This is a genomic window from Yersinia hibernica, assembly GCF_004124235.1.
In the GTDB taxonomy this organism is placed as follows: Bacteria; Pseudomonadota; Gammaproteobacteria; order Enterobacterales; family Enterobacteriaceae; genus Yersinia; species Yersinia hibernica.
The window spans coordinates 407211-432425 of record NZ_CP032487.1 but is presented as its reverse complement, the minus strand read 5'-3'; the positions used below and the strand labels follow the sequence as shown (position 1 = coordinate 432425).

The following is a 25215-nucleotide window of genomic DNA, read 5'->3' as shown; positions in this document are numbered from 1 at the left end:
TTGGGATCACGTTTTTGCTAGTAATGCCCTTGAGGTGGTTCAAATAAAACAAAACAATCGATCACATCAAATTTCTGTCACTGAGCATTAGGTATAATTATTTCCATACAAAAAGTAAGAAATAGCTATTCTTAATTGAATAATTATCGTTACTCGCTAATAAGTTAGCGTAATAAGAATATTAAAAAACATATTAAGAATAGAAATTCACTTTTATCTACCCGAGTACCACGGGTATAGGATTTTCACTTGAACAATGGAGAAGCGCAGTGCAAACCTTTAACGCCGATCTTGCCATTATTGGGGCCGGGGGCGCTGGTTTACGTGCAGCAATAGCCGCAGCGGAAGCCAACCCTCAGCTGAAGATTGCTCTGATCTCGAAAGTATACCCAATGCGCAGCCATACTGTGGCCGCAGAAGGGGGATCAGCTGCTGTCACACAGGACCACGATACCTTTGACTATCATTTTCACGACACCGTTGCCGGTGGTGACTGGTTATGCGAACAAGATGTTGTAGACCATTTTGTTCACCACTGCCCACAAGAAATGGCGCAGTTAGAAATTTGGGGCTGCCCATGGAGTCGTAAACCAGACGGTTCAGTTAACGTTCGCCGCTTCGGCGGAATGAAAATTGAGCGCACGTGGTTTGCCGCGGATAAAACCGGCTTCCACATGCTACATACTCTGTTCCAAACCTCGTTAAAATACCCGCAAATTCAACGCTTTGATGAACACTTCGTGCTGGATATTCTAGTCGATGATGGGCAGGCTCGCGGTGTTGTTGCCATGAATATGATGGAAGGCACCCGGGTACAAATCCGCGCGAATGCCGTGGTCATGGCGACCGGGGGGGCAGGCCGAGTTTATCGCTATAACACCAACGGCGGTATTGTTACCGGTGATGGTATGGGGATGGCATTCCACCACGGCGTTCCGCTGCGGGATATGGAATTTGTGCAATATCACCCTACTGGCTTGCCAGGCTCAGGCATCCTGATGACCGAAGGCTGTCGTGGTGAAGGCGGTATTCTGGTCAATAAAGATGGTTATCGCTATTTGCAGGATTACGGCATGGGGCCTGAAACCCCGCTCGGAGAGCCGAAGAACAAATACATGGAATTGGGCCCGCGCGATAAAGTCTCGCAAGCTTTCTGGCATGAATGGCGGGCTGGGCGCACTATCGCCACACCGCGTGGTGATGTGGTCTATCTGGACTTGCGCCACTTGGGCGAGAAAAAACTGCTTGAGCGCCTACCCTTTATCTGTGAACTGGCAAAAGCTTATGTGGGGGTTGACCCGGTTAAAGACCCCATCCCGGTGCGCCCAACCGCGCATTACACTATGGGCGGCATCGAAACTAACCAGCAATGTGAAACTCGCATTAAAGGGCTATTTGCAGTCGGCGAATGTTCTTCTGTTGGCCTGCACGGTGCGAACCGCTTGGGGTCCAACTCACTGGCCGAACTGGTGGTCTTTGGTCGGGTGGCTGGCGAGCAAGCTGCTGCACGCGCCATGGAAAGCAAACCGGCCAACGGCAGCGCATTAGATGCGCAAGCACGTGATGTGGAAACCCGCCTGAGCAATCTGATGAAACAGGAAGGGACTGAGAATTGGTCTAAAATTCGTGATGAAATGGGCCTGTCAATGGAAGAGGGTTGTGGCATTTACCGCACCCCGGAACTGATGCAGAAAACGGTGGATAAACTGGCTGAGCTCAAAGAGCGCTTCAAACGCGTGAAAATCACCGATAATTCCAGTGTATTCAATACCGACCTGCTCTACACCATCGAACTGGGTTATGGCCTGGATGTCGCCGAATGTATGGCCCACTCAGCACTGAATCGCAGAGAATCTCGCGGCGCGCACCAACGTTTGGATGAAGGCTGCACCGAGCGTGATGATGTTAACTTCCTCAAGCACACTCTCGCTTTCCATACTCCGGGTGGCGCACCACGTCTTGAGTACAGCGACGTAAAAATTACCAAGTTGGCACCAGCAAAACGTGTTTATGGTGGTGAAGCCACAGCACAAGATGCTAAAGATGCCAAAGATTTAAAGGATAAGGAGCAGGCGAATGACTGATATGAAAGTCCTGAAAATGGAGGTCATGCGCTATAACCCGGAACGTGATAGCGCACCCCACTTCGAAACCTTTGAAGTGCCCTACGATGAGCAGACGTCTCTGCTGGATGCATTGGGTTATATCAAAGATAACCTGGCACCGGATCTCTCTTATCGCTGGTCTTGCCGCATGGCAATTTGCGGTTCGTGCGGCATGATGGTCAACAAGGTACCCAAACTCGCCTGTAAGACTTTCCTGCGCGAATATACCGGCGGGATGAAAGTTGAGGCACTGGGGAACTTCCCTATCGAGCGCGATTTAGTGGTTGATATGACTCACTTTATTGAGAGCCTGGAGGCCATCAAACCGTATATTATTGGCAATGAGCGCAACCCGAAAGACGGCCCGAATAAGCAGACTCCGGCGCAGATGGCAAAATACCATCAGTTCTCTGGCTGTATTAACTGCGGTCTGTGTTACGCCGCTTGTCCACAATTTGGCCTCAATCCTGAGTTTATCGGCCCGGCAGCCATCACTCTGGCCCACCGCTACAATCTGGATAACCGTGACCACGGTAAGAAAGAGCGTATGCCGCAGCTTAACGGCAAAAATGGTGTCTGGAGTTGTACTTTCGTCGGCTACTGTTCTGAAGTTTGTCCTAAGCATGTTGACCCTGCCGCCGCTATCCAGCAAGGCAAGGTTGAGAGTGCAAAAGACTTCATGATAGCCATGCTGAAACCACAATAAGGGAGGGGAAAAGTAATGACGACTAAACGTAAAGCTTACGTCCGTGGCATGGCCCCGAACTGGTGGCAACAGCTTGGTTTCTATCGCTTTTATATGTTGCGTGAAGGTACCTCTTTGCCCACAGTGTGGTTCAGTATTCTGTTGATTTACGGAGTATTCGCACTGAAAAACGGCCCTGCTGGCTGGGAAGGTTTTGTCGGGTTCCTGCAAAACCCATTGGTGTTATTAATCAATATTATTACGTTATTGGCCGCCGTGTTACATACCAAAACCTGGTTTGAACTGGCCCCCAAAGCCGCCAATATTATTGTTAAAGACGAAAAAATGGGCCCAGAGCCAGTTATCAAGGCGCTGTGGGTTGTGACTATCGTGGTTAGCGCGATTATCCTGGCCGTTGCCTTACTCTAACTCGGAGGAGAACAAGATGAATCAAGTCCCTAAGCGCTCCGATGAACCTATCTTCTGGGGTCTGTTCGGCGCGGGCGGCATGTGGAGTGCCATTATTGCCCCGGCAGTTATTCTGTTAGTCGCTATTTTGCTCCCCCTGGGGGCTTTTCCCGGCGAAGCATTGAGCTATGAGCGCATATTGGCCTTCTGCCAGAGTTTCATTGGCCGGGTATTCCTGTTGCTGATGATTATTCTGCCACTCTGGTGCGGTTTACACCGTATCCACCATGCGATGCATGATTTGAAAATCCACGTCCCTGCTGGGAAGTGGGTGTTCTATGGGTTGGCTGCCATTCTAAGTGTGGTCGCTATCATCGGTGTCCTGACACTGTAATTACCCATGCCCGCTCAGCGGCCCGTGCTCATGCCGGGCCGTTTTTTTTCCACCAATCCCCTATTCCACCAATAACTCAGATTCATCCATTTGCCTCTTTCATAAATGATAGCTATTCTCAATCACAAGCTAATGATTGGAATACTAAGGAATACTGATGCATCTGTGGTCAAAATTATCCGTATTAGCGGCAACCTTATTTTCTGTCGCTTGCAGTGTTACCCCACCAAAAGACGTGAAAATCGTCGATAACTTCCAATTACCCCGCTATCTCGGCACGTGGTATGAAATTGCCCGGCTAGACCACTCCTTTGAGCGCGGGTTAGACCATGTCACCGCTAATTACTCACTCCGTGATGATGGCGGGGTAAAAGTCATTAACCGAGGTTATAACGCGAAGAAACAGCAGTGGCAGGAAAGCATCGGGAAAGCCTATTTTATTGGCTCGCCACACCAAGCTTCACTCAAAGTTTCATTCTTCGGCCCGTTTTATGGCGGATATAATGTTATTGATTTAGATGACAAATATCAGCACGCGTTGATTGCTGGCCCTAACCGGGATTATCTGTGGATTTTATCGCGCACACCAACAATTGATAACCAAACGCGAGACCGCCTGGTCGCCGTCGCGAAAAATTATGGTTTCCCGGTGGAAGAATTGATATGGGTTAAGCAGGGAGAGCTGAGTTTAGGCCAATGACCGCGTGAGCCGTTTACCTTCGGCTATTCGTTAAGGGGGATATTCCCCCCTTATCATTTATGACGCCAATTTTAACCCAATAATTCCAGCTAAAATCAGCCCCAAACTGCAAACTCGCGCCAAGCTGGCCGATTCACCCAGCAGCATAATACCGAGGATCGCCGTCCCCACCGCGCCAATCCCCGTCCAAACCGCATAAGCTGTCCCTGCGGGTAGCGTTTTCATAGCATAAGCCAACAAAAATACACTGGCCGCCATGGCTATCAGAGTCACAACACTGGGTGTCAGCCGTGTAAAACCATGGGAATACTTCAAGCCGATAGCCCAAATAACTTCCAATAAACCTGCAATAACCAGAATAATCCAAGCCATGGTAACCCCCTCGCTCAGGCGGGGTCGTCCCCGAGATAACAGATACGTGCTGGGTCGTCCCAGGCAGCAGATAGATAAGAATGATACGTTAGCACGCAAGATAATAAGCAGCAATATCATGAGCAATCAAAAATGAATCCGGCGACGGTGAGTGCCGATAAAAGCTCAACTAGGGCTTATTCCGCTCACCCCAGATAACAGAAAACCGCCGATTTAGCGGTTTTCTTTCATTCTACGCGCGATGTTCTATCACACCTGAAGAGTTGTGACTTATTTAACGCGAGAGACGTATTCGCCAGAGCGGGTATCAACTTTGATGACTTCGCCGACCTGCACGAACAGTGGCACTTTGACCACAGCACCGGTGCTCAGGGTTGCTGGCTTACCACCAGTACCGGCGGTATCACCTTTCAGGCCCGGATCAGTGTCAACAATTTCAAGTTCAATAAAGTTTGGTGGAGTCACCGAGATAGGCTGACCATTCCACAGAGTTACGATACATTCGGCTTGATCAATCAGCCACTTAGCATTATCGCCAATCGCTTTAGCATCGGCTTGCAGTTGTTCGTAAGTCTCGTTATTCATAAAGTGCCAGAACTCACCGTCGTTATACAGGTAAGTCAGGTTCAGGTCGTTAACGTCAGCGCCTTCCAGAGAATCTGTTGATTTGAAGGTCTTTTCCACACGCCCGCCAGTCAGCAAGCGGCGCATTTTAACACGAGCAAAAGCCTGGCCTTTGCCCGGTTTTACGAATTCGCTGGACTCCACTGCATAAGGCTCGCCCTCAAACATGATTTTAAGACCGGGACGAAAATCGTTGCTATAATAACTGGCCATAATGGTCCTCAAGAAACTGGTAGTAAGCCTAAAAAATGGCAAGTATTGTAACCCGAAACATGCCAATTAGAGAAGATTGGTTGCAACAACTCGCCGATGTAATTACCGATCCGGACGAATTGCTAAGAATTCTGTTGCTAAATGAACATCCTAGCCTGCAACAAGGGAGTGCTGCACGTCGTTTATTTCCTTTACGAGTACCCCGAGCATTTGTTTCGCGCATGCAACCGGGGAATCCATCAGACCCTTTATTGCTTCAAGTGCTCACGGCACGGGAAGAATTTATCGCGGCCCCCGGTTTTACCAATGACCCACTTGATGAACAGCGTAGCGTAGTACCCGGTCTATTGCACAAGTACCGTAACCGCGCGTTATTACTGGTCAAGGGCGGCTGTGCCGTCAATTGCCGCTATTGTTTTCGCCGTCATTTCCCTTATCAGGATAACCAAGGCAACAAAGCCAATTGGCGTCAGGCGCTGGATTATGTCCGCCAACATCCTGAACTGGACGAGATTATTTTCTCGGGCGGCGACCCGCTAATGGCCAAAGACAGCGAACTCGACTGGTTACTGGACGAAATAGAAAGCATCCAGCATATCAAACGCTTACGCATCCACACTCGTTTGCCTGTCGTCATTCCTGCGCGTATTACTCCGGCACTATGCCAACGACTGGGGGATTCACGCTTACAAGTGTTGATGGTGACACACATCAACCACGCCAATGAAATTGACTCATCTTTACGCGCCGGTATGGCACAGCTAAAACAGGTGGGTGTGACCCTCTTAAACCAGAGTGTGTTGTTGCGCGGGGTCAATAATGATGCCGAGGTCTTGGCAACCTTAAGTAATACATTATTTGATGCCGGCATTCTGCCTTATTACATCCATGTGCTGGATAAAGTACAAGGTGCTGCTCATTTTATGGTTGATGATGAGGAAGCTCGGCAATTAATGAAAGGTTTACTCAGCCGGGTATCCGGTTATCTGGTTCCGCGTCTGGCGCGAGAAATCGGAGGGCAGCCCAGCAAAACACCGCTGGATCTACGATTAATGCAAGATACATTATCAGCAGAATAAGCAACAGGGGATGCCATGACACCCCCTGATTTATTTACGTTCGTGCTGTAAATATTAAGGGCACTTGTAAACTTCGCCGACTATTTTGCTGTCTAGCGGTGCGAAACTTGATAAGAAGGTTTCACTCGGGCTGGTTGCGCCATAGATAACATTACCGCCCATTGCCGCCGCTTTATTGCGCAGGTCATTTGCCGCACCACGCATTGAGCTGCTTTCACCGCTTGAGATCCAATTGCTCTGAGTGCCCGTCACCTGCCCAATCAACTGGCATTCACTACCCGGTTTGGTATCAGAGAACTTCACTTGCTCGCCCGCTGAACTCAATTGATTCGTGGAGCTACAACCTGCCAGCAACAGTGCCGCTGAAAGACCAAGTAACACTTTAATCCGCATTTTTTTCCCCATGAGAAGTTGAGAATCACGCTAAAGATTACCAGAAAGCACCGCTGCCGCTTAGGCATCCGCTGCCGAAATTATCCAAATACTCGATGTCGAGCCTGATGGTTAATGATTAACAGTTTACACATTAAATCAGAAACGAAGACAATAAAAAGTCCTGTAATCATCACACAGAGTGAAATAAAACCGCTTTTGGCGCACTAAGTTGCAAAATATGAATAAGAAAAGGCTGAGTATAAAGCCTGGATGAGGTGAGGTTACGACAGGAATTGACTGTATAGCTGATTTTTCCTATAAAAAAAGCGAGCAGGTTGCCCCACTCGCTTTAGGTTTATAGCTAAATCAGCAATCAATGAAGCTATAGGGTTGGGAGCATTACATCATGCCGCCCATGCCGCCCATACCACCCATGCCGCCAGCGCCCATATCAGCACCTTTATCATCACGTGGCAGGTCAGTTATCATGCACTCGGTGGTGATCATCAGACCAGCAATAGAGGCTGCGTACTGCAGAGCAGAACGAGTCACTTTAGTTGGGTCCAAGATACCCATCGCGATCATGTCGCCGTATTCTTCGCTGTACGCGTTGTAGCCGTAGCTACCTGAACCCGCTTTAACGTTGTTCGCGATAACAGATGCTTCTTCACCGGCGTTAACTACGATCTGGCGCAGTGGAGATTCCATCGCGCGCAGAGCAACTTTGATACCCACGTTCTGGTCTTCGTTGTCGCCTTTCAGACCAGCCGCAGTGATAGCAGCTGCAGCACGAATCAGAGCAACACCACCACCCGCAACTACGCCTTCTTCTACCGCAGCACGAGTTGCGTGCAGAGCATCTTCAACGCGCGCTTTTTTCTCTTTCATTTCAACTTCAGTTGCAGCGCCAACTTTGATAACGGCAACGCCGCCAGCCAGTTTAGCCACACGCTCTTGCAGTTTTTCTTTGTCGTAGTCAGAAGTCGCATCTTCAATTTGCTGACGGATCTGAGCAACTCGGCCCTGAATCCCAGCTTCGTCGCCTACGCCATCAATGATGATAGTGGTGTCTTTGTTGATAACAACACGTTTCGCCTGACCCAGATCTTCCAGGGTGGTTTTTTCCAGCTCCAGGCCGATCTCTTCAGAGATAACCGTACCGCCAGTCAGGGTAGCGATGTCTTGCAGCATAGCTTTACGACGATCACCGAAACCAGGTGCTTTAACAGCGGCAACTTTAACAATACCGCGCATGGTGTTCACCACCAGAGTTGCCAGAGCTTCACCTTCAACATCCTCTGCAATGATCAGCAGTGGTTTACCGGCTTTCGCGACGGCTTCCAGCACTGGCAGCATTTCACGGATGTTAGAGATTTTCTTATCAGCTAACAGGATGAATGGGCTTTCAAGTTCAATAGAACCAGTTTCTGGTTTATTGATGAAGTAAGGAGACAGGTAGCCACGGTCGAACTGCATACCTTCTACCACGTCCAGCTCGTCTTGCAGGCCTGAACCTTCTTCAACGGTGATAACGCCCTCTTTACCGACTTTTTCCATCGCTTGTGCAATCAGCTCACCCACAGTTGAGTCTGAGTTTGCAGAGATGGTACCTACCTGAGCAATCGCTTTAGAATCAGAGCAAGGTACAGACAGTTTTTTCAGCTCTTCAACCGCAGCGATAACAGCTTTGTCGATACCGCGTTTCAGGTCCATTGGGTTCATGCCGGCCGCAACTGCTTTCAGGCCTTCAGTGATAATGGATTGAGCCAATACAGTTGCAGTGGTAGTGCCGTCACCTGCCGCGTCATTCGCTTTAGAGGCAACTTCTTTAACCATCTGTGCACCCATGTTCTCAAACTTGTCTTCCAGTTCTACCTCACGCGCAACAGACACACCATCTTTGGTGATAGTTGGAGAGCCAAAAGACTTGTCCAGAACTACGTTACGGCCTTTCGGGCCCAGGGTCACTTTTACTGCATCAGCAAGAATGTTTACGCCGCGTAGCATTTTGATGCGGGCGTCGTTACCGAATTTTACGTCTTTAGCTGCCATTGGTATGATTTCCCTTAACTCGTTCAGTTCAGAAGATTAGAGAGCGCGAATTACGCTTCAACAATTGCCAGAATGTCACTTTCGGACATGATCAACACTTCTTCATGGTCGATCTTCTCTGACTTCACGCCGTAACCATCGTTGAAAATAACGATGTCGCCAACTTTCACATCCAGCGGCTTGATCTCACCGTTATCTAGGATGCGACCATTGCCGACTGCCAGAACTTCACCACGGGTAGATTTGCCCGCTGCAGTGCCAGTCAGAACGATGCCGCCAGCAGATTTGGATTCAACTTCTTTGCGCTTGACGATAACGCGGTCATGCAATGGACGAATTTTCATTGATAGCTCTCCTATTGAGAAGGTCCGTATCAGATTTAGGATTAATATCGGTATGCCTTCATAACCGATACCGTGGCTATCTTAATGGGGGCGGCTTCACACCGCTTCAAGGGAGAGAACAAAAAAAATTTCAGTTTTTTCTTGTCCCGCAGTGACTCATATTAGCCACCACGCCATCGCCCCATTAAAGAAAGCGTTATGATTTACCTTGCGAATTTATGGTTAATAAACAATCAATTAGATTTATGACTATTTATTTATCATCTTTGAAGCGATTATCTGTCGATTTATCATCCTCATCCGGACGATGCTCGACGATAAAGCGGTCATCGGCTTTGCGCTGAAACTCACCATCGAAGGTATTTCCGCCCCCCATAGGGCCACTGCCCGTGCCAAAACCACCGCCACGGTAAATGTGCAAATGCGGCATCAACTTTAATGTTAATGACTTTTGAATCGGAGGTAAGAGCAGCAGCAAGCCGAGGAAGTCAGTAAAGAAACCCGGGATCAACAGTAAGAAACCGGCCAATACTAACGACACGCTTTTCACCATTTCTGCCGCCGGGCTTTCACCCGCAGCCAGCTTTTGCTGCATCTGCATAAAGGTTTTGATTCCCTGATTACGCACCAGAGAGATCCCCACACAGGAGCTGAGGATAACCAGTAATAGGGTAACTAACACCCCCAACACTGCTGCTACCTTGATAAATATCGATATTTCTATGTATGCCAATAAAAATATCAGCGCTAACGGTAACCAACGCACCGCATTCTCCTTATTCCAATCATTCAGTACCTCTCATCAGGGCAAACCTGACTGACAGATACCATGAAAACCTGGACCCGGCTGGTGCTGACACTGTTTTTCCCTTATTAGCGGATTTCAGCATCAACTCCCCCTTCAACGAGGGTCGACCCCCATAAAATGGTGGTGATTGACTCGCTTTTCAAGTTAGGGGAATTATTTTATTACTCATTAGTACAACTGTGAGATAAATCACAGATATCAGATCATCTCAATTTATTCCGACCATATAGTGATCCTAGTTCAAGGCTTTTTATCATTAAGCAGCATATGATCCTGTCAGCAATAAGATGAATGGTTAATCTTTCCGCACTAAAGGTTCATTGCGGCATCATATTGCCCACGGCGGCATAATTTAGTTAACAAATACAAAACAAGACAGCACATTAGAGAAGGTTCTCATGTCAAATAACATTCGTATTGAAGAAGACCTGTTAGGTACACGAGAAGTCCCCGCAGAGGCTTACTACGGTGTTCATACCCTGCGTGCGATTGAAAACTTCTATATCAGTAACAGCAAGATAAGTGATGTTCCAGAATTTGTCCGCGGCATGGTTATGGTAAAAAAAGCGGCGGCGATGGCGAACAAAGAGTTACACACCATCCCACGCAAGATTGCTGACATTATTATCCAAGCTTGTGATGAAGTTCTGGACAAAGGCAAATGCATGGATCAGTTCCCGGTAGACGTGTTCCAAGGCGGCGCCGGCACTTCTTTGAACATGAATACCAACGAAGTTCTGGCCAATATCGGCTTGGAACTGATGGGTCACCAGAAAGGGGAATATCAATACCTCAACCCTAACGACCATCTGAACAAATGCCAATCCACCAACGATGCCTACCCCACCGGTTTCCGCATCGCGGTCTATGCCTCTATCATGAAATTGATCGACGCAATCAAAGAACTCGGCGATGGTTTCGGTAGAAAATCTAAAGAATTCGAAAAAATCCTGAAAATGGGCCGTACCCAGTTACAGGACGCCGTACCAATGACTTTGGGGCAGGAATTCCGCGCCTTCCAGGTCTTACTGAACGAAGAAACCAAAAACTTGCAACGTACCGCTGAATTGCTGCTGGAAGTTAACTTAGGTGCGACAGCCATCGGTACCGCACTGAACACGCCAGAAGGTTATCAACAACTGGCAGTGCAAAAACTGGCCGAAATCAGTGGGCTGGCATGTGTGCCAGCAGAAGATTTGATTGAAGCAACCTCTGACTGCGGTGCTTACGTGATGGTGCACAGTGCCCTGAAGCGCCTGGCCGTTAAGATGTCAAAAATCTGTAACGACTTGCGCCTGCTATCCTCTGGCCCGCGCACCGGTCTGAATGAAATTAATCTGCCAGAATTGCAAGCCGGCTCTTCCATCATGCCAGCTAAAGTCAACCCGGTTATCCCTGAAGTTGTTAACCAGGTTTGTTTTAAGGTGATCGGTAACGACACTTGCATTACTATGGCGGCCGAAGCAGGTCAGCTCCAGTTGAACGTGATGGAGCCAGTGATTGGCCAGGCGATGTTTGAGTCCATCCACATCCTGACAAATGCTTGTTACAATCTGCTGGAAAAATGCATCAATGGCATCACTGCCAACAAAGAGGTCTGCGAGCGTTACGTCTTTAACTCTATCGGTATCGTCACTTATCTGAACCCATTCATTGGCCACCATAACGGTGACATTGTGGGCAAGATTTGCGCGGAAACCGGTAAAAATGTGCGAGAAGTGGTTCTAGAACGCGGCTTATTAACGGAAGCCGAGTTAGACGACATTTTTTCTGTCGAGAACCTGATGCATCCTGCCTATAAGGCAAAACGTTATACCGATGAAAATGAACAATAAAATAATCATCCGGTAGCCATATAAGGCACGCATGATCCTCTGGACGGCGTGCCTTTTTACTTTCTGGCAAACACAATTTTTTAACTTTCTATTTGCAATAAAAACAAATAGTTTTCAATTAAAAACAAGGAGTAAACACTATGATAGCCGTAGAATTAGTCATCGTTCTGCTGGCCATTTTTTTAGGGGCCAGGTTAGGCGGTATCGGTATCGGCTTTGCGGGTGGGATTGGTGTTTTGGTGTTGGCGATCATTGGCGTCAAACCGGGCAGCATTCCCTTTGACGTTATTTCAATCATCATGGCCGTTATTGCCGCCATCTCTGCAATGCAGGTGGCAGGCGGTATGGATTATCTGGTGCAGCAAACTGAAAAACTGCTGCGTAAGAATCCAAAACACATCACCATCCTTGCTCCGCTGGTCACTTATTTTCTGACCATCTTTGCCGGGACAGGTAACATTTCGCTGTCAGCCCTACCGGTGATAGCGGAAGTGGCGAAAGAACAAGGCATCAAACCTTGCCGCCCGCTGTCAACCGCAGTGGTGTCCGCACAGATTGCTATCACCGCCTCCCCTATTTCTGCGGCAGTGGTCTACATGTCTTCAGTGATGGAAGGTCATGGCGTCAGTTATTTACATTTGTTGATGATTGTCATCCCATCCACCCTGCTGGCGGTGTTTGTGATGTCACTGATTGTCTCTTGGTGCTTTAACTCCAAACTGTCTGACGACCCCATCTATCTGAAACGCTTAGAAGAAGGTTTGGTCACACTGCGTGGCGACACGGTAAAAGTGATTAAACCGCGCGCCAAAACCTCCGTGTTGCTGTTCTTGGCGGGCGTTTTGTGTGTGGTGGCCTATGCCATTATCAACAGCCCAAGTGTCGGTCTGGTGGCAACACCGCTGATGAACACCACTAACGCCATTCTGATCATCATGCTGAGTGTGGCCACCATCACCACTATGGTGTGCTCGGTGGATACCGATTCAATCCTTAACTCCAGCACATTCAAAGCGGGTATGAGTGCTTGTATCTGTATCTTGGGTGTGGCCTGGTTGGGCGATACTTTTGTCCAACACAACTTAGACTGGATTAAAGAAACTGCCGGTAGCCTGATTCAAACTCACTCATGGTTGCTGGCGGTTATCTTCTTCTTCTGTTCCGCCCTGCTTTACTCTCAAGCAGCAACGGCCAAAGCATTGATGCCAATGGCCATGGCGCTGAATGTTTCACCACTGGCGGCAATTGCTTCTTTCGCTGCGGTTTCTGGTCTGTTCATTCTGCCGACCTACCCAACACTGGTCGCCGCGGTACAAATGGATGACACCGGCACCACCCGTATTGGGCGCTTTGTGTTCAACCATCCATTCTTCATCCCGGGTACCATCGGGGTGGCACTGGCTGTTTGCTTCGGCTTCGTGATGGGCGGCCTGGTGCTGTAATCTGTTTATATATCAACAAATGGGGCGCCTAGCGCCCCGCTTTCCCTCCCATATCCCACTGTTACATAAATCATCTTCTGACCCGCCCCCGCTCGCGTTATAGTACCTACTTCGTCATATAAGCCGCGCGACCTAAGAGGTTAAGATGTCTGATTGTGATGCAATTGTGGTATTGTGCACCGCCCCTGATGAAGCTAGCGCACAAGATTTAGCCGCGCAGGTACTGGGGGAGAAATTGGCCGCCTGCGCCACTTTATTGCCGGGCGCGACCTCGATTTACTACTGGGAGGGCAAGCTCCAGCAAGAGTATGAAGTCCAACTCTTGTTCAAGAGCAATAGCGCTCATCAGCAAGCGCTTCTCAGCTATATCAAACAACATCACCCCTACCAAACACCGGAATTGCTGGTGCTGCCGGTACGGGATGGAGATAAAGATTACCTGTCATGGCTCAACGCTCACTTACTCTGATACTGCTGCTGTGCAGCATTTTATTCGCGCCGCACAGTGCACAAGCTTCGCTGTTTGGCGATAATGCTTCATTCGGCCCAAAAAGCAGCCAGAGCCGGTTTATTCCGGTTGATCAAGCGTTTGCCTTTGATTTTCGCCAACAAGGTGACCAGCTCACCCTCAGTTGGCAAATTCATCCTGACTATTATCTGTATCGCCAGCAAATCAAAATCGTGCCTAAAAACGCGGCCCTCGGGGCATTTACCCTCCCGGAGGGTATTGCGCATCATGATGAATTTTATGGCGAAGTTTCGATTTTCAAGCAACAGTTAACATTGAAAATCCCCATCACACAGGCTGCTGAACAGGCCAGTGTCAGTGTGACTTATCAGGGCTGTGCCGCGGCCGGTTTCTGTTATCCGCCGGAAACACGCATCGTCCCTCTCTCTGCCGTCGTCGCCAGTGCATCTACGCCAATGGCACCCGCCGTGGTCACCCCGGCCGCACCGCTGGCGGCTGAATTGCCCTTCTCACCGCTGTGGGCGCTACTTATTGGCATCGGCATCGCCTTTACCCCTTGTGTCTTGCCGATGTATCCGCTGATTTCAGCCATTATTCTGGGCCGTGAGAAACCCCATAGCCAGCGGCGAATATTGCTGCTGGCGGTGGTCTATGTCCAAGGCATGGCGCTGACTTATACTTTGCTCGGGTTAGTGGTGGCGGCGGCGGGGTTACAATTTCAAGCTACGTTGCAGCATCCTTATGTTTTGATTGGGTTATCCGCACTGTTTGTGCTGCTGGCGCTGTCTATGTTTGGTCTCTATTCGCTGCAATTACCCTCATCACTGCAAACTCGACTGGTGCAATGGAGTAGCAGCCAGCGCGGAGGCTCTCTGGCCGGTGTCTTTGCCATGGGCGCACTGGCCGGCCTGATTTGCTCCCCCTGCACCACCGCGCCGCTCAGCGCCATTTTGCTGTATATCGCCCAAAGCGGGAATATGCTGGCCGGTGGCGGAACACTGTATTTATATGCCTTAGGAATGGGTATTCCGCTGGTGATGGTGACACTGTTCGGCAATAAGCTTCTCCCGCGCAGCGGCCCGTGGATGCAGTATGTCAAAGAAGCTTTTGGGTTTGTTATTCTGGCACTGCCGGTGTTCTTGCTGGAAAGAGTGCTAGGCGATGTCTGGGGCTTGCGTTTATGGAGCCTGTTGGCGGTCGCCTTCTTCGGCTGGGCATTGATATTGAGCCTAAAAGCGCACTCGGGTTGGGTGCGAGTTTGCCAGTTATTGCTGCTAGCCGCCCTGCTGGTTGCGGCGCGCCCCCTGCAAGACTGGGCTTTTGGCAGCCCGACACAACAAAATGAAATCAATCACTTAGCCTTTAAACCAGTGGCTGATTTACCCCAATTACAGGCGGCATTAGCCCAAGCCAAAGGCCAGCCGGTGATGCTGGACTTATATGCCGATTGGTGTGTGGCCTGCAAAGATTTTGAAAAATATACCTTTAGCAATGAACAGGTTCAGCGCCAGTTAGCCAATACGGTGCTGCTCCAGGCTGATGTGACGGCCAACAGTCCACAGCATGCGGCGCTATTAAAACAGTTAAATGTGTTGGGCTTGCCGACCATCCTGTTTTTCGATGCACAGGGCCATGAGATTAACGCAGCCAGAGTGACCGGCTTTATGGATGCCGGCCAATTCTTACAGCATCTGCAAAGTCAGGTGCGGTAACCACCAAAGTGGCTTAGCACCACGGCTAAACAGCTGCGGCATCTGATAGGCGTTTTTTCAGATGGTTATATTGCTGCTCGACATATTGCTCTGCCGCATTTTGATCACCAATGGCCTCGACTCTGACCGCACAATGTTTGAATTCCGGTGTTTTTGACACCGGATCAACATGATCCACCGTCAGCTCATTACACGCGCCAATCCACCACTGATAAGTCATATACACCGCGCCATAATTAGCCCGCTCAGTAACACTGGCACGGGCAATCACTTTGCCACGCCGTGAGGAAATCCAAACTAGCGCCTGATCGGCCACCCCAAGCTGGCTGGCATCTTCAGGATGAATCTGCACATAACCCGGCTCATCCGCCAAAATTTTCAGTGTGGCGCAATTACCGGTCATTGAGCGGCAACTGTAGTGCCCGACCTCACGCACCGTGCAAAGTGCCAGCGGATAATCGCGGTCAGTTTGCTCATGTGGCGGCTGCCATGGCGCACAGCTCAAAACACCTTTGCCATCTTCGGTCGCGAATTGGTTACCGGTGTACAGATAGGGGGTGCCGGGGTGGTCTTCGCTCGGGCATGGCCATTGCACATATCCCAGCCCCGCCATTTTCTCGTAAGTTGCGCCAAAGAATGGCGGGCACAAACTGCGCATTTCATCCCAAATCTGCTGAGTATTCTGGTAGGCCATCGGGTAGCCCATCGCCGTGGATATTAGGCTGATAATTTCCCAATCTGGCTTCACATCGCCTTTCGGCTCAATGGCTTTATTAAAGTGCTGGAAACCGCGATCCGCACTGGTATAGACCCCTTCATGCTCACCCCAAGAGGTGGCCGGGAGAACCACATCCGCCAGTTCAGCCGTCTTGGTCATAAAGATATCCTGCACCACCACCAGCTCCAGTGCCGCAAACGCGGTGCGCATGGCGGCTAAATCTGGCTCAGTCTGGATAGGATCCTCGCCAAACACGTAATAGGCTTTGAGTTTGCCTTGCGCCACTTTATGCGGCACATCAGTAATCGAGAACCCCACCTGCGCAGGTAACTCCTCGACTCCCCAAGCGGCGGCAAAACGGCCTCTGGCCTCTGGGTCTGTCACCTTCTCATAACCGGGGAAAGTATTGGGCAATACCCCCATATCACAAGCGCCCTGTACATTATTTTGCCCACGCACCGGCCCGACCCCCACATTCGGACGCCCGAGATTGCCCGTTAATAGCGCCAGCGAAGACAGCCCTTTCACCACATCCACCGCTTGCCCCCACTGAGTCACCCCCATGCCCCACAAAATGGTCGCAGAGGGAGCCGCGGCATAGGTGCGCATCGCCAAACGCACAGCTGGCGCGGGTAGGCCCGTGATGTGTTCGACATCCTCCGGGCGATAATCCGCAATGCCGACTTTCAGTTCATCAAATCCCCGGGTATGGGCGCGCACATAATTATCGTCATAGAGTTTTTCTTCAATCAGCACATAAATAAAGGCGTTCACCAACGCCATATTGGCCCCGTTTTTCAATGGTAACCATTGGTCGGCAATGCGCGCGGTTTCAATATGCCGAGGATCACAGACGATCAATTTGGCACCTTTGCTTTTGGCCTTCAGAATACGGCGCGCCACAATGGGATGAGAGTCAGCGGCGTTATAGCCGAACACCAAAATACACTCGGTATTCTCAATTTCGCCGATGGAATTACTCATCGCGCCATTGCCCAGAGTTTGCTGTAAACCCGCGACGGAGGGGCCGTGACACAGGCGAGCGCAGCAGTCGATATTGTTCGTACCGATGGCGGCACGCGCGAATTTTTGCATCACATAATTGGCCTCATTACCCGGCCCGCGCGATGAGCCGGTCATCATGATGGCATCAGGCCCGTGGCGCTGTTTGATGGTGTTAAGTTTGGTGGTGATGAATTTAATGGCCTCTTGCCAGCTGACACTTTCAAATGCACCACCGCGCTGGCGGCGCAATAATGGGCGGGTCAAGCGAGGAGTCAGCAGACGAGTGTCATTCAAAAAATCCCAGCCATAGTAACCTTTCAGACATAACTCCCCCTGATTAGTGACGCCATTAGCCGGTTGCGCCCCGACGATTTCACCGCCCTCAACCAACAGATTTAATTTGCATCCGGAGCCGCAATAAGGGCAGACCGTGAGGATTTTTTCCATTTTTTATCCTTAAAATCTCAGGTGTTATCGGGCGCGGCCTGATACAGCGCCACGCGCAGCCCGCCATTGTCGCTCCCGCTGGAGGGTTTCTAGCGCCTGTGGCGTTACCAATTTCAATGCTTTCGTCGGACAGACCTCAATACAGGCCGGGCCAGCTGCGCGGGAATGGCATAAATCACATTTATGCGCTTGTGCGCTCACCGTCGCGTTTTGACTCATCGGCTCAATCATATTCATCGCCCCAAACGGGCAGACCAACATGCAGGTTTTACAGCCAATACAGCGCGAAGCCAGCACCTGCACCCCATGGTCGCCGGTGGCAATTGCGCCATTGGGGCAGGAATTTTCGCAGGGCGCATCCTCACATTGATGGCAGAGAATGGGGGTGCTGACGGCAAAACTTTTCATCACACTCAGGCGCGGATGAAACTGATCCGCAGTGATGGCGCTGGCCTTATTCTCTGTGCTGTGCGCCACCACGCAGGCAATTTCACAAGTGCGGCAGCCAATGCATTGGGTCATATCGGCGATAACAAATCGGTTCATCTTTTCTCCTCGCCGCTGGGGTTATAACACATTGAGATAATAGGCAATGCTCTCGGCCGCTTTGCGCCCCTCGGCGATGGCCGTGACAATCAAATCAGCCCCACGCACGATGTCACCCCCGGCAAAGATTTTAGGATTACTGGTTTGATACGGATAACCGGAAATAGTCGGGGCCACCACTCGCCCCTGTTTATCCAGCACCACATTATGTTCCGCCAACCACGACATTCGATGCGGGCTAAAACCAAAAGCCATAATGACCGCATCGGCGGGAATAGTGTGTTCAGAACCAGCAATCGGTCGCGCCTGCCGCCGCCCTTTAGCATCGGGCTGGCCCATTTCAGTTCGTATCATGTTGATGCCGGTAACCTGCCCCTGTTCATCCACCTCAATCCGTTGCGGTTGAAGATTGAACATAAATTCTGCGCCCTCTTCACGGGCATTTTTGACCTCACGTTTGGAGCCAGGCATGTTTCTTTCATCACGGCGATAGGCGCAAACTACACTGGTGGCCCCGTGGCGTAATGAGGTGCGCACACAGTCCATGGCAGTATCTCCGCCGCCCAACACCACGACCCGCTGGTTTTCCATACTGACATAGGGGTGAGCAGCGCTGGCGGGATACCCCATCAAGTGCTGGGTATTACCAATCAAGAAGGGCAAAGCATCATAAACACCGGCCGCATCCTCATTTTCCAGCCCGGAGCGCATCGAACGGTATGTTCCCACCCCAAGGAAAAGCGCATCAAACTCACCGAGCAGATTTTCCATGGTGATGTCGCGGCCAATTTCAGTATTGAGGCAAAACTCGACCCCCATCTCGCTAAAGATTTCTCGCCGGCGCGTCATAACCCCTTTTTCCAGTTTGAAAGCCGGGATACCGAAGGTCAGCAAACCACCGATTTCAGGATAGCGATCAAAGACAACTGGCGTGATACCGTGGCGAACCAAAATATCCGCGCAACCCAAACCTGCCGGGCCGGCACCGATAATAGCAACCCGCTTTCCGCTAGCTTTAACCTGCGACATATCAGGCCGCCAGCCCGTCGCCAATGCCGTTTCTGTGATATGCCGTTCAATCTGGCCAATGGTGACCGCACCATCATGGTCATTTAAGGTGCAAGCCTGTTCACATAAGCGGTCTTGCGGGCAAACCCGACCACATATTTCTGGCAAGCTACTGGTTTGATGAGACAATTCAGCAGCTTCATGGATACGGCCTTGATAGGCCAATGAAATCCATTGCGGGATGGCGTTATGCAGTGGGCATGTCCACTGACAAATCGTCTTGTCACCGCACTTCAAGCAACGCTCGGCCTGCTCATAAATTTGGCCTTCGGTGAAAGGCAAATAGATTTCAGCAAAGCTGGTTTTGCGCTCTGCCAGTGGGATTTTTTTGGCTTCCAAGCGCGGGGGGCGTGGCCGCAATAGCAGATTGACGGCGGCCGTATCGCGGATATTTTTGCGTAATGGGCTGAAAGAGTGAGCCACGTCCGCTGATGCACCACTGCTGAACAAGCGGCCATTATGCTCATTCAATGCGCTGCGCTGGCGCTTTTGCCGCTGTTGATTCAGGAGATAATTTTGGTCAACCAAAGTCAAAGCTTGTGTAGGACAAGTATGAATACAGGCAGGGCCATTAGGTTGGTCAAGACATAGGTCGCACTTCTGGGCTTCAGTACGTTGATAAGCATCCGCCAACCGGTGACTGGCAGGTTGCACAGTTTCGGTCACGACGGTCATCATGCCGAACGGGCAAGCAATCATGCAGGTTTTGCAGCCAATACATTTTTCCTGAATAACCTGAATGCTGTTATTCATTTCAATAATAGCTCCATTCGGGCAGGTACTTGCGCAAGGGGCATCTTCACAATGATGGCAAAAAACAGCGGTAGCGCCCTGATTGTCTCGAAAGACTTTCACCCGTGGAGTGAAATAATCCGGTTTATCCGGGAATTTGCCCTCATGATGTGCAACCACACAAGCGACCTCACAGCTCCGGCAACCAATACAGCTTTCGGCGTCAGCCACAATAAATGAATTCATTATATTCTTCCCAGAAGCCATACCCTTACGGATAAATAATTCTTATTTACAACAATAAGTTACAAATAAAACAATAATTAACCACACAGACATAGTGGCTATAGTATTGTGTTATTACAATTAATTTTTAATGCAAAAGAATTGTGCTCCTGCAAATATTCATGGGGGGTAAAATAGGCAGATGTACCAAGCAGAATAATAAATCGCGGGGAGAAACGATTAAGCACAGAGAATTACTTCAATTAACTCTCATAATAAAGAGAATTAATTTTATATACCGATAACGCGCTTTGTAAAAAATAGATTTTTTCTATTCCTGTTCGCCTAATTGTAAAGCGACATACAACAACAAGCGGTCATCGAAATTCGCTAAATCCAGCCCGGTCAATTCCGAAATACGATTAAGTCGATATTCCAATGTATTACGGTGGATAAACAGCGCTTTCGCCGTCGCCGTGGGTTGCACATTATGGCGAAACCAACAAGCCAATGTGCGGCGCAGTAAGCCATTACTGTCCATGGCCCGCAATTTAGCTAATGGCAGCGCCAACTCATTGGCTTGCCAACCACCGCGCAAGCTGTCGAGCAAGACGGGCAAAACCAAATCCTGGTAATAGTAACTGCGCTGTTCTGGCATCCGTTGTTTGCCGACCGCCATGGTGGTGCGGGCGGTGCGGTATGAGCGGGCAATACTGCCGGGGCCAGTAAAGAAATTCCCTAATGAGAGCCGCACCCGCAAGCGGCCGCGTTCCGTCATACGTGAAAGTAATGATTCCATCCGGCGTCGGTGATCCACAGCATCCCAGCGGCCATGGCTGTTAAGTGCCGGTTTCAGCACCACCATTTCGGTGAGGGAGACAATCGCAATCAGATTATTGCGCTCTGGGGTAGTCAGCAGGGTTTGCAACTCTTGTAATTCCGACATGGCACTGTCAACACTCAGTTGGCCGCTGTCCACATCCACCACCGCCACCACGCGCGGTTTATTGATATCGACCCCGAGACGCTGCGCCCATTCAATCAGTGCCGGTGATATTTCTTCAGTGCGGATCAAGTTCAGCACTAGCTCTTCACGCAAACGGCTATCCTGCGCCAGCAGGTGCACCAGCCGCGCCTGTTCCATCATCATTTCGGCGGCCATGCATACCAGCTCGCCATATTGGCGCAATTGTCCGGGATTCCCAGTCAGGCCAATCACGCCGACAATTTCACCCTCAAGGCGCAATGGCAGATTGATACCGGGCTTCACGCCGTGTAATTGGCGGGCAACCGCATCATCAATGTCGACAATACGGCCATGGGATAACGCCAGCAGCGCCCCCTCATGCAGCTCGCCAAGGCGCTCTTCATCACCGCTGCCAATGATCCGCCCCTTGCCATCCATCACGTTAATATTGGTATCAATGATCTTCATCGTCCGGGTGACGATATCTTGGGCAAGCCGGGGATCAAGGTTATATACACTCATGAGGAAGGCCTCGGTTTAAAATATGATGATGATTTACCGAGATATTATGACCCAGCAGCAGCCATACCTATCGCTAACGTGGCGGCGATATTACGCGCGGTTCTGAACACATTATCCGCAGCATTATCCAGCGCCTGCTCCAGAGTGCATATATTGTAAATCACACTGAAAATCGCATCCAGACCATGCTCATACACCACGTCCACATCATCAGTCAGGCTTCCGGCAATGCCAATCACCGGTTTGTTATAACGTTTAGCCACTCTGGCAACCCCAATGGGTACTTTACCGTGAATAGTTTGGCTATCAATCCGCCCCTCGCCAGTAATCACAAAAGTAGCATCGCGAACTAAAGCATCCAGCCCCAATGCTTCCGTCACAATGTCAATCCCCGGGCTCAGAGTCGCGGCGCAAAAAGCCAGTAACGCCGCACCTAACCCCCCAGCAGCACCCGCGCCCTCAACGTGATCAACATCGATATCAAGATGATGTTTAATGACACGAGCATAATGCAACAACCCCTCATCCAGTTGGGTCACCATGGCCGGTGTAGCACCTTTCTGTCGGCCGAATACCGCAGAAGCTCCTTCACGACCGGTTAATGGGTTGGTGACATCGCAGGCCACATCGATTTGGCACTGCTTAATACGCGGGTCGAGCCCTGAGATATCAATCCTAACCAGCTCAGCCAGCTTACCGCCACCAAAACCAATCTGCTTTCCGTGCTTATCCTCCAATTTGACGCCCAGGGCTTGCGCCATCCCCGCCCCACCATCATTAGTCGCACTGCCACCTATGCCGATAATGATATGTTTCACACCCTGATCCAGTGCATGACAAATCAGTTCCCCCGTGCCGTAAGAGGTGGTTTTCAGTGGGTTACGTAACGCCGGTGGGACAAGCTCTAGCCCACTGGCGGCGGCCATCTCAATAAAAGCACACTTTTCATCAGCGGATATTCCGTAAAAAGCCGCCACCTTGTCACCTAACGGGCCGGTCACCTTAACCTTAATAATTCTGCCCGCCGTGGCCGCAACCATAGCTTCTACCGTGCCTTCGCCGCCATCAGCAACCGGCAACTTGATATATTGCGCATCAGGAAACTGGGTACGAAAACCTGCTTCAATCTGCACGGCAACATCCAGCGCGGATAAACTTTCTTTATAAGAATCCGGAGCGATGACTATTTTCATAAATGATTCAATCTCATGAGCTATCCGCTGCTACACAAAGTCTGTCTAGCACTGATTAACGCGTCACTTCAACTTTAGCCAACTTTTCGTAATAACAGGCCAATGCACTGTGGTCTGCACTTCCCAGCCCATCGGCTTTTAATGCCTGCATCATCTCCATGACGGCGGCGGTCAATGGCAATTGGGCCCCCACACCGTGCGAAGTATCTAAGGCGTTAGCCAAGTCTTTGATATGCAAATCAATACGAAAACCCGGTTTAAAGTTGCGGTCCATCACCAGCGGGGCTTTAGCTTCCAGCACCGTACTGCCCGCCAGACCACCACGAATCGCCTGGAATACCAAATCCGGATTTACACCGGCTTTCGTGGCCAGCACTAATGCTTCAGACATCGCGGCAATATTCAGCGCTACCACCACCTGATTGGCCAATTTAGTCACATTACCAGCACCAATCTCACCAGTATGTACCACCGAGCCGCCCATCGCTTTCATCACATTAAAACATTGGTCGAAAATAGCTTTATCGCCACCGACCATAATGGACAGCGAGCCATCGATCGCTTTAGGCTCACCGCCACTGACGGGCGCATCCAACATAGCGATATGTTTCACGGCCAGCGCTGCGCTGATTTCGCGGCTGACCAACGGTGCAATCGAGCTCATATCAATCAGCACCGAACCGGGTTTTGCCCCTTCAATCACGCCATTTTCACCTAAGACCACTTCTTTCACCTGTGGTGAATTAGGCAGCATAGTAATAATAATATCGCACTCAGCAGCCAGCGCTTTGGGGGTCGATATCTTACGCGCACCGGCACTGAGCAGCTCATCCAAGGCCGCCGCATTCCTATCAAGGACGATTAATGAGTAACCTGCTTTCAGCAGATTTTGACTCATGGGCTTGCCCATAATCCCTAAACCAATAAAGCCGATTTTCATGTATCTCTCCTCAAAAGGTCGGAAGGCCGTCAACACGGCAGCGCTAAATAGGTAAAACAGACCGATAATTATTGTTTAAATTTGTCGCGCAGGGCCTGAGTGGCACTACGAAAGACGCCCAAATCACTGCCAACAGCGACAAATGTTGCGCCCCATTCCAGATAACGGCGAGCATCAGCTTCAACCGGTGCCAGGATGCCGCTCGGCTTACCCTGTGCTTTGGCGCGATCAAAAATATGCCGAATGACTTTTTGCACTTCAGGGTGGTTCGGTTGACCGAGATAACCTAATGCAGCAGAAAGATCGCCCGGCCCGACAAAAATACCGTCAACACCATCAACAGCGGCGATAGCATCCAGATTGTCGACCCCTTGCTGGCTTTCTATCTGAACCAATACAGTAATATTGTCATTGATAGTGGCGAAGTAATCCGGCACCGTGCCGTAATTGTTGCTGCGATGAGACACCGAAACCCCACGGATGCCGGCTGGCGGATAACGGGTGGAAGCCACTGCCCGAATGGCCTCTTCTGCATTTTCAACAAACGGGATCAGAAAGTTGTAGAAACCAATATCCAATAACCGCTTGATAATAATCGGCTCATTGCACGGCGCGCGCGCAACCACCGCACTGTGACTGCCTTTCAATGCCATTAACTGTGGGATAAACGTCGTGACATCATTCGGAGCATGTTCACCGTCTAAGACCAACCAGTCAAAACCCGCCAGCCCGAGCACCTCAGCCGAGATATGATTGGCCAGCGCACTCCAGCAGCCAATCAGGGTTTGCCCTTGTTGTAGATTGCGGCGGAACTGATTAGGATAATTTTGGAGACTCATTTTTAACCCTTATGATAGAACGCCCAATTTGCACGAAAGCTCGATGCAGGACGTTAAGCAATTCATGATAAACATTATAGAAACCGCGTTCCAATAAACCATCGGGCAAAAGAACAGGAATAATCAGTTATTCACCAACAATTATGGGCGGATGCACAATAAAATGCGGGCTACTTCACAGAGTGCGGGCTTGCCATTCAGGGCATCACTCATTGAGCACAGTGAAATAAGCAAGACCATAATGGCAAAGAGTTCACAAAATCTCGCCGCAGTAGTGATAAGGTATAGAGTCCGCTGGCAGAAAGTGGCGATGCCTGCCAGTGTGGATAAATCGATGCCTAAAGTTGTCGCTAAATCATCCCGTGGCTCAAACACGAGGGGTATCGGCTGTGAAAA

Annotated in this window: 24 protein-coding genes; 10 read left to right on the top strand and 14 right to left on the bottom strand. The window is 50.1% G+C overall.

What is annotated here, in order from left to right; genetic code table 11:
* The first annotated feature begins 269 nt into the window (after positions 1 to 269).
* From frdA to blc, 5 genes are all read left to right on the top strand, one after another.
* Complete coding sequence (gene frdA, locus D5F51_RS02080) at positions 270 to 2084, top strand: fumarate reductase (quinol) flavoprotein subunit (protein WP_129195475.1); 1815 nt, start codon at positions 270 to 272, stop codon at positions 2082 to 2084.
* The gene (locus D5F51_RS02075) at positions 2077 to 2811 is read left to right on the top strand and encodes a succinate dehydrogenase/fumarate reductase iron-sulfur subunit (protein ID WP_025379745.1); all 735 of its coding nucleotides are present in this window, start codon (positions 2077 to 2079) and stop codon (positions 2809 to 2811) included. Before frdA ends, D5F51_RS02075 begins: the two co-directional genes overlap by 8 nt.
* 15 nt (positions 2812 to 2826) lie before the next feature.
* Entirely contained in the window at positions 2827 to 3219 is a 393-nt protein-coding gene (frdC, locus tag D5F51_RS02070; protein ID WP_129195474.1) for a fumarate reductase subunit FrdC, read from the top strand.
* Positions 3220 to 3235: 16 nt separating this feature from the next.
* The gene (gene frdD, locus D5F51_RS02065) at positions 3236 to 3592 is read left to right on the top strand and encodes a fumarate reductase subunit FrdD (protein ID WP_129195473.1); all 357 of its coding nucleotides are present in this window, start codon (positions 3236 to 3238) and stop codon (positions 3590 to 3592) included.
* A 157-nt stretch (positions 3593 to 3749) separates the two neighbouring features.
* Entirely contained in the window at positions 3750 to 4292 is a 543-nt protein-coding gene (gene blc / locus D5F51_RS02060) for an outer membrane lipoprotein Blc (RefSeq protein WP_129195472.1), read from the top strand.
* A 57-nt stretch (positions 4293 to 4349) separates the two neighbouring features.
* Here the strand turns inward: blc and sugE are convergent, their stop codons facing one another.
* Together sugE and efp are read right to left on the bottom strand one after the other, a co-directional pair.
* Positions 4350 to 4664: a quaternary ammonium compound efflux SMR transporter SugE gene (gene sugE / locus D5F51_RS02055; protein ID WP_129195471.1), complete on the bottom strand. Its 315-nt coding sequence runs from the start codon at positions 4662 to 4664 to the stop codon at positions 4350 to 4352.
* A 270-nt stretch (positions 4665 to 4934) separates the two neighbouring features.
* Complete coding sequence (gene efp, locus D5F51_RS02050) at positions 4935 to 5501, bottom strand: elongation factor P (protein ID WP_005156473.1); 567 nt, start codon at positions 5499 to 5501, stop codon at positions 4935 to 4937.
* Positions 5502 to 5536: 35 nt separating this feature from the next.
* Here efp and epmB point away from each other — a divergent pair, with 35 nt between their 5' ends.
* Entirely contained in the window at positions 5537 to 6580 is a 1044-nt protein-coding gene (epmB, locus tag D5F51_RS02045) for an EF-P beta-lysylation protein EpmB (RefSeq protein WP_129195470.1), read from the top strand.
* 54 nt (positions 6581 to 6634) lie between these two features.
* On the opposite strand, the gene D5F51_RS02040 is transcribed toward epmB, so the two are convergent.
* The 4 genes from D5F51_RS02040 to D5F51_RS02020 all read right to left on the bottom strand — a co-directional run bounded on the left by D5F51_RS02040 (position 6635) and on the right by D5F51_RS02020 (position 10117).
* Positions 6635 to 6973: a DUF4156 domain-containing protein gene (locus D5F51_RS02040; RefSeq protein ID WP_025379751.1), complete on the bottom strand. Its 339-nt coding sequence runs from the start codon at positions 6971 to 6973 to the stop codon at positions 6635 to 6637.
* Between the two features lie 381 nt (positions 6974 to 7354).
* Entirely contained in the window at positions 7355 to 9007 is a 1653-nt protein-coding gene (gene groL, locus D5F51_RS02030; RefSeq protein ID WP_025379752.1) for a chaperonin GroEL, read from the bottom strand.
* A 50-nt stretch (positions 9008 to 9057) separates the two neighbouring features.
* Positions 9058 to 9351: a co-chaperone GroES gene (locus tag D5F51_RS02025; RefSeq protein ID WP_004391824.1), complete on the bottom strand. Its 294-nt coding sequence runs from the start codon at positions 9349 to 9351 to the stop codon at positions 9058 to 9060.
* Between the two features lie 253 nt (positions 9352 to 9604).
* Entirely contained in the window at positions 9605 to 10117 is a 513-nt protein-coding gene (locus D5F51_RS02020; RefSeq protein ID WP_025379753.1) for an FxsA family protein, read from the bottom strand.
* Positions 10118 to 10557: 440 nt separating this feature from the next.
* On the opposite strand from D5F51_RS02020, the gene aspA reads away from it, so the two are divergent.
* The 4 genes from aspA to D5F51_RS02000 all read left to right on the top strand — a co-directional run bounded on the left by aspA (position 10558) and on the right by D5F51_RS02000 (position 15617).
* Positions 10558 to 11994 carry an aspartate ammonia-lyase gene (gene aspA / locus D5F51_RS02015; protein ID WP_025379754.1) on the top strand — a complete coding sequence of 479 codons (1437 nt, stop codon included), beginning with the start codon at positions 10558 to 10560 and terminating at the stop codon, positions 11992 to 11994.
* A gap of 140 nt (positions 11995 to 12134) precedes the next feature.
* Positions 12135 to 13436 carry an anaerobic C4-dicarboxylate transporter gene (locus D5F51_RS02010; protein WP_025379755.1) on the top strand — a complete coding sequence of 434 codons (1302 nt, stop codon included), beginning with the start codon at positions 12135 to 12137 and terminating at the stop codon, positions 13434 to 13436.
* A 145-nt stretch (positions 13437 to 13581) separates the two neighbouring features.
* Positions 13582 to 13905: a divalent cation tolerance protein CutA gene (gene cutA, locus D5F51_RS02005; protein WP_025379756.1), complete on the top strand. Its 324-nt coding sequence runs from the start codon at positions 13582 to 13584 to the stop codon at positions 13903 to 13905.
* Complete coding sequence (locus D5F51_RS02000) at positions 13881 to 15617, top strand: protein-disulfide reductase DsbD (RefSeq protein ID WP_129195469.1); 1737 nt, start codon at positions 13881 to 13883, stop codon at positions 15615 to 15617. The genes cutA and D5F51_RS02000 overlap by 25 nt, the downstream gene beginning before the upstream one ends.
* 25 nt (positions 15618 to 15642) lie before the next feature.
* On the opposite strand, the gene fdhF is transcribed toward D5F51_RS02000, so the two are convergent.
* The 8 genes from fdhF to D5F51_RS01960 form a co-directional block, all read right to left on the bottom strand.
* On the bottom strand, positions 15643 to 17787 hold the full coding sequence (gene fdhF / locus D5F51_RS01995; protein ID WP_129195468.1) for a formate dehydrogenase subunit alpha: 2145 nt from the start codon (positions 17785 to 17787) through the stop codon (positions 15643 to 15645).
* Positions 17788 to 17811: 24 nt separating this feature from the next.
* Positions 17812 to 18333: a 4Fe-4S dicluster domain-containing protein gene (locus tag D5F51_RS01990; protein WP_087769478.1), complete on the bottom strand. Its 522-nt coding sequence runs from the start codon at positions 18331 to 18333 to the stop codon at positions 17812 to 17814.
* A 21-nt stretch (positions 18334 to 18354) separates the two neighbouring features.
* Positions 18355 to 20379 (bottom strand): formate-dependent uric acid utilization protein AegA, encoded by a 2025-nt coding sequence (gene aegA / locus D5F51_RS01985; protein ID WP_129195467.1) that lies wholly within the window; start codon positions 20377 to 20379, stop codon positions 18355 to 18357.
* 310 nt (positions 20380 to 20689) lie between these two features.
* A complete protein-coding gene (locus tag D5F51_RS01980; protein ID WP_129195466.1) occupies positions 20690 to 21847 on the bottom strand; it encodes a CdaR family transcriptional regulator in 1158 nt (385 codons plus the stop codon).
* A 44-nt stretch (positions 21848 to 21891) separates the two neighbouring features.
* The gene (locus D5F51_RS01975; RefSeq protein WP_025379761.1) at positions 21892 to 23040 is read right to left on the bottom strand and encodes a glycerate kinase; all 1149 of its coding nucleotides are present in this window, start codon (positions 23038 to 23040) and stop codon (positions 21892 to 21894) included.
* Between the two features lie 55 nt (positions 23041 to 23095).
* Positions 23096 to 23980: a 2-hydroxy-3-oxopropionate reductase gene (gene garR, locus D5F51_RS01970; RefSeq protein ID WP_129195465.1), complete on the bottom strand. Its 885-nt coding sequence runs from the start codon at positions 23978 to 23980 to the stop codon at positions 23096 to 23098.
* Between the two features lie 68 nt (positions 23981 to 24048).
* On the bottom strand, positions 24049 to 24819 hold the full coding sequence (gene garL, locus D5F51_RS01965; protein ID WP_129195464.1) for a 2-dehydro-3-deoxyglucarate aldolase: 771 nt from the start codon (positions 24817 to 24819) through the stop codon (positions 24049 to 24051).
* A gap of 141 nt (positions 24820 to 24960) precedes the next feature.
* Positions 24961 to 25194 carry a hypothetical protein gene (locus D5F51_RS01960; RefSeq protein ID WP_129195463.1) on the bottom strand — a complete coding sequence of 78 codons (234 nt, stop codon included), beginning with the start codon at positions 25192 to 25194 and terminating at the stop codon, positions 24961 to 24963.
* Between the last annotated feature and the right edge of the window lie 21 nt (positions 25195 to 25215).

What these genes read in the sequence shown, in the direction of transcription:
- D5F51_RS02075 (WP_025379745.1), top strand. Translation starts at nt 2,077, where the DNA reads ATGACTGATATGAAAGTCCTGAAAATGGAGGTCATGCGCTATAACCCG.
- frdC (WP_129195474.1), top strand. Translation starts at nt 2,827, where the DNA reads ATGACGACTAAACGTAAAGCTTACGTCCGTGGCATGGCCCCGAACTGG.
- frdD (WP_129195473.1), top strand. Translation starts at nt 3,236, where the DNA reads ATGAATCAAGTCCCTAAGCGCTCCGATGAACCTATCTTCTGGGGTCTG.
- blc (WP_129195472.1), top strand. Translation starts at nt 3,750, where the DNA reads ATGCATCTGTGGTCAAAATTATCCGTATTAGCGGCAACCTTATTTTCT.
- sugE (WP_129195471.1), bottom strand. Translation starts at nt 4,664, where the DNA reads ATGGCTTGGATTATTCTGGTTATTGCAGGTTTATTGGAAGTTATTTGG.
- efp (WP_005156473.1), bottom strand. Translation starts at nt 5,501, where the DNA reads ATGGCCAGTTATTATAGCAACGATTTTCGTCCCGGTCTTAAAATCATG.
- epmB (WP_129195470.1), top strand. Translation starts at nt 5,537, where the DNA reads ATGGCAAGTATTGTAACCCGAAACATGCCAATTAGAGAAGATTGGTTG.
- D5F51_RS02040 (WP_025379751.1), bottom strand. Translation starts at nt 6,973, where the DNA reads ATGCGGATTAAAGTGTTACTTGGTCTTTCAGCGGCACTGTTGCTGGCA.
- groL (WP_025379752.1), bottom strand. Translation starts at nt 9,007, where the DNA reads ATGGCAGCTAAAGACGTAAAATTCGGTAACGACGCCCGCATCAAAATG.
- D5F51_RS02025 (WP_004391824.1), bottom strand. Translation starts at nt 9,351, where the DNA reads ATGAAAATTCGTCCATTGCATGACCGCGTTATCGTCAAGCGCAAAGAA.
- aspA (WP_025379754.1), top strand. Translation starts at nt 10,558, where the DNA reads ATGTCAAATAACATTCGTATTGAAGAAGACCTGTTAGGTACACGAGAA.
- D5F51_RS02010 (WP_025379755.1), top strand. Translation starts at nt 12,135, where the DNA reads ATGATAGCCGTAGAATTAGTCATCGTTCTGCTGGCCATTTTTTTAGGG.
- cutA (WP_025379756.1), top strand. Translation starts at nt 13,582, where the DNA reads ATGTCTGATTGTGATGCAATTGTGGTATTGTGCACCGCCCCTGATGAA.
- D5F51_RS02000 (WP_129195469.1), top strand. Translation starts at nt 13,881, where the DNA reads ATGGCTCAACGCTCACTTACTCTGATACTGCTGCTGTGCAGCATTTTA.
- fdhF (WP_129195468.1), bottom strand. Translation starts at nt 17,787, where the DNA reads ATGGAAAAAATCCTCACGGTCTGCCCTTATTGCGGCTCCGGATGCAAA.
- D5F51_RS01990 (WP_087769478.1), bottom strand. Translation starts at nt 18,333, where the DNA reads ATGAACCGATTTGTTATCGCCGATATGACCCAATGCATTGGCTGCCGC.
- aegA (WP_129195467.1), bottom strand. Translation starts at nt 20,379, where the DNA reads ATGAATTCATTTATTGTGGCTGACGCCGAAAGCTGTATTGGTTGCCGG.
- D5F51_RS01980 (WP_129195466.1), bottom strand. Translation starts at nt 21,847, where the DNA reads ATGAGTGTATATAACCTTGATCCCCGGCTTGCCCAAGATATCGTCACC.
- D5F51_RS01975 (WP_025379761.1), bottom strand. Translation starts at nt 23,040, where the DNA reads ATGAAAATAGTCATCGCTCCGGATTCTTATAAAGAAAGTTTATCCGCG.
- garR (WP_129195465.1), bottom strand. Translation starts at nt 23,980, where the DNA reads ATGAAAATCGGCTTTATTGGTTTAGGGATTATGGGCAAGCCCATGAGT.
- garL (WP_129195464.1), bottom strand. Translation starts at nt 24,819, where the DNA reads ATGAGTCTCCAAAATTATCCTAATCAGTTCCGCCGCAATCTACAACAA.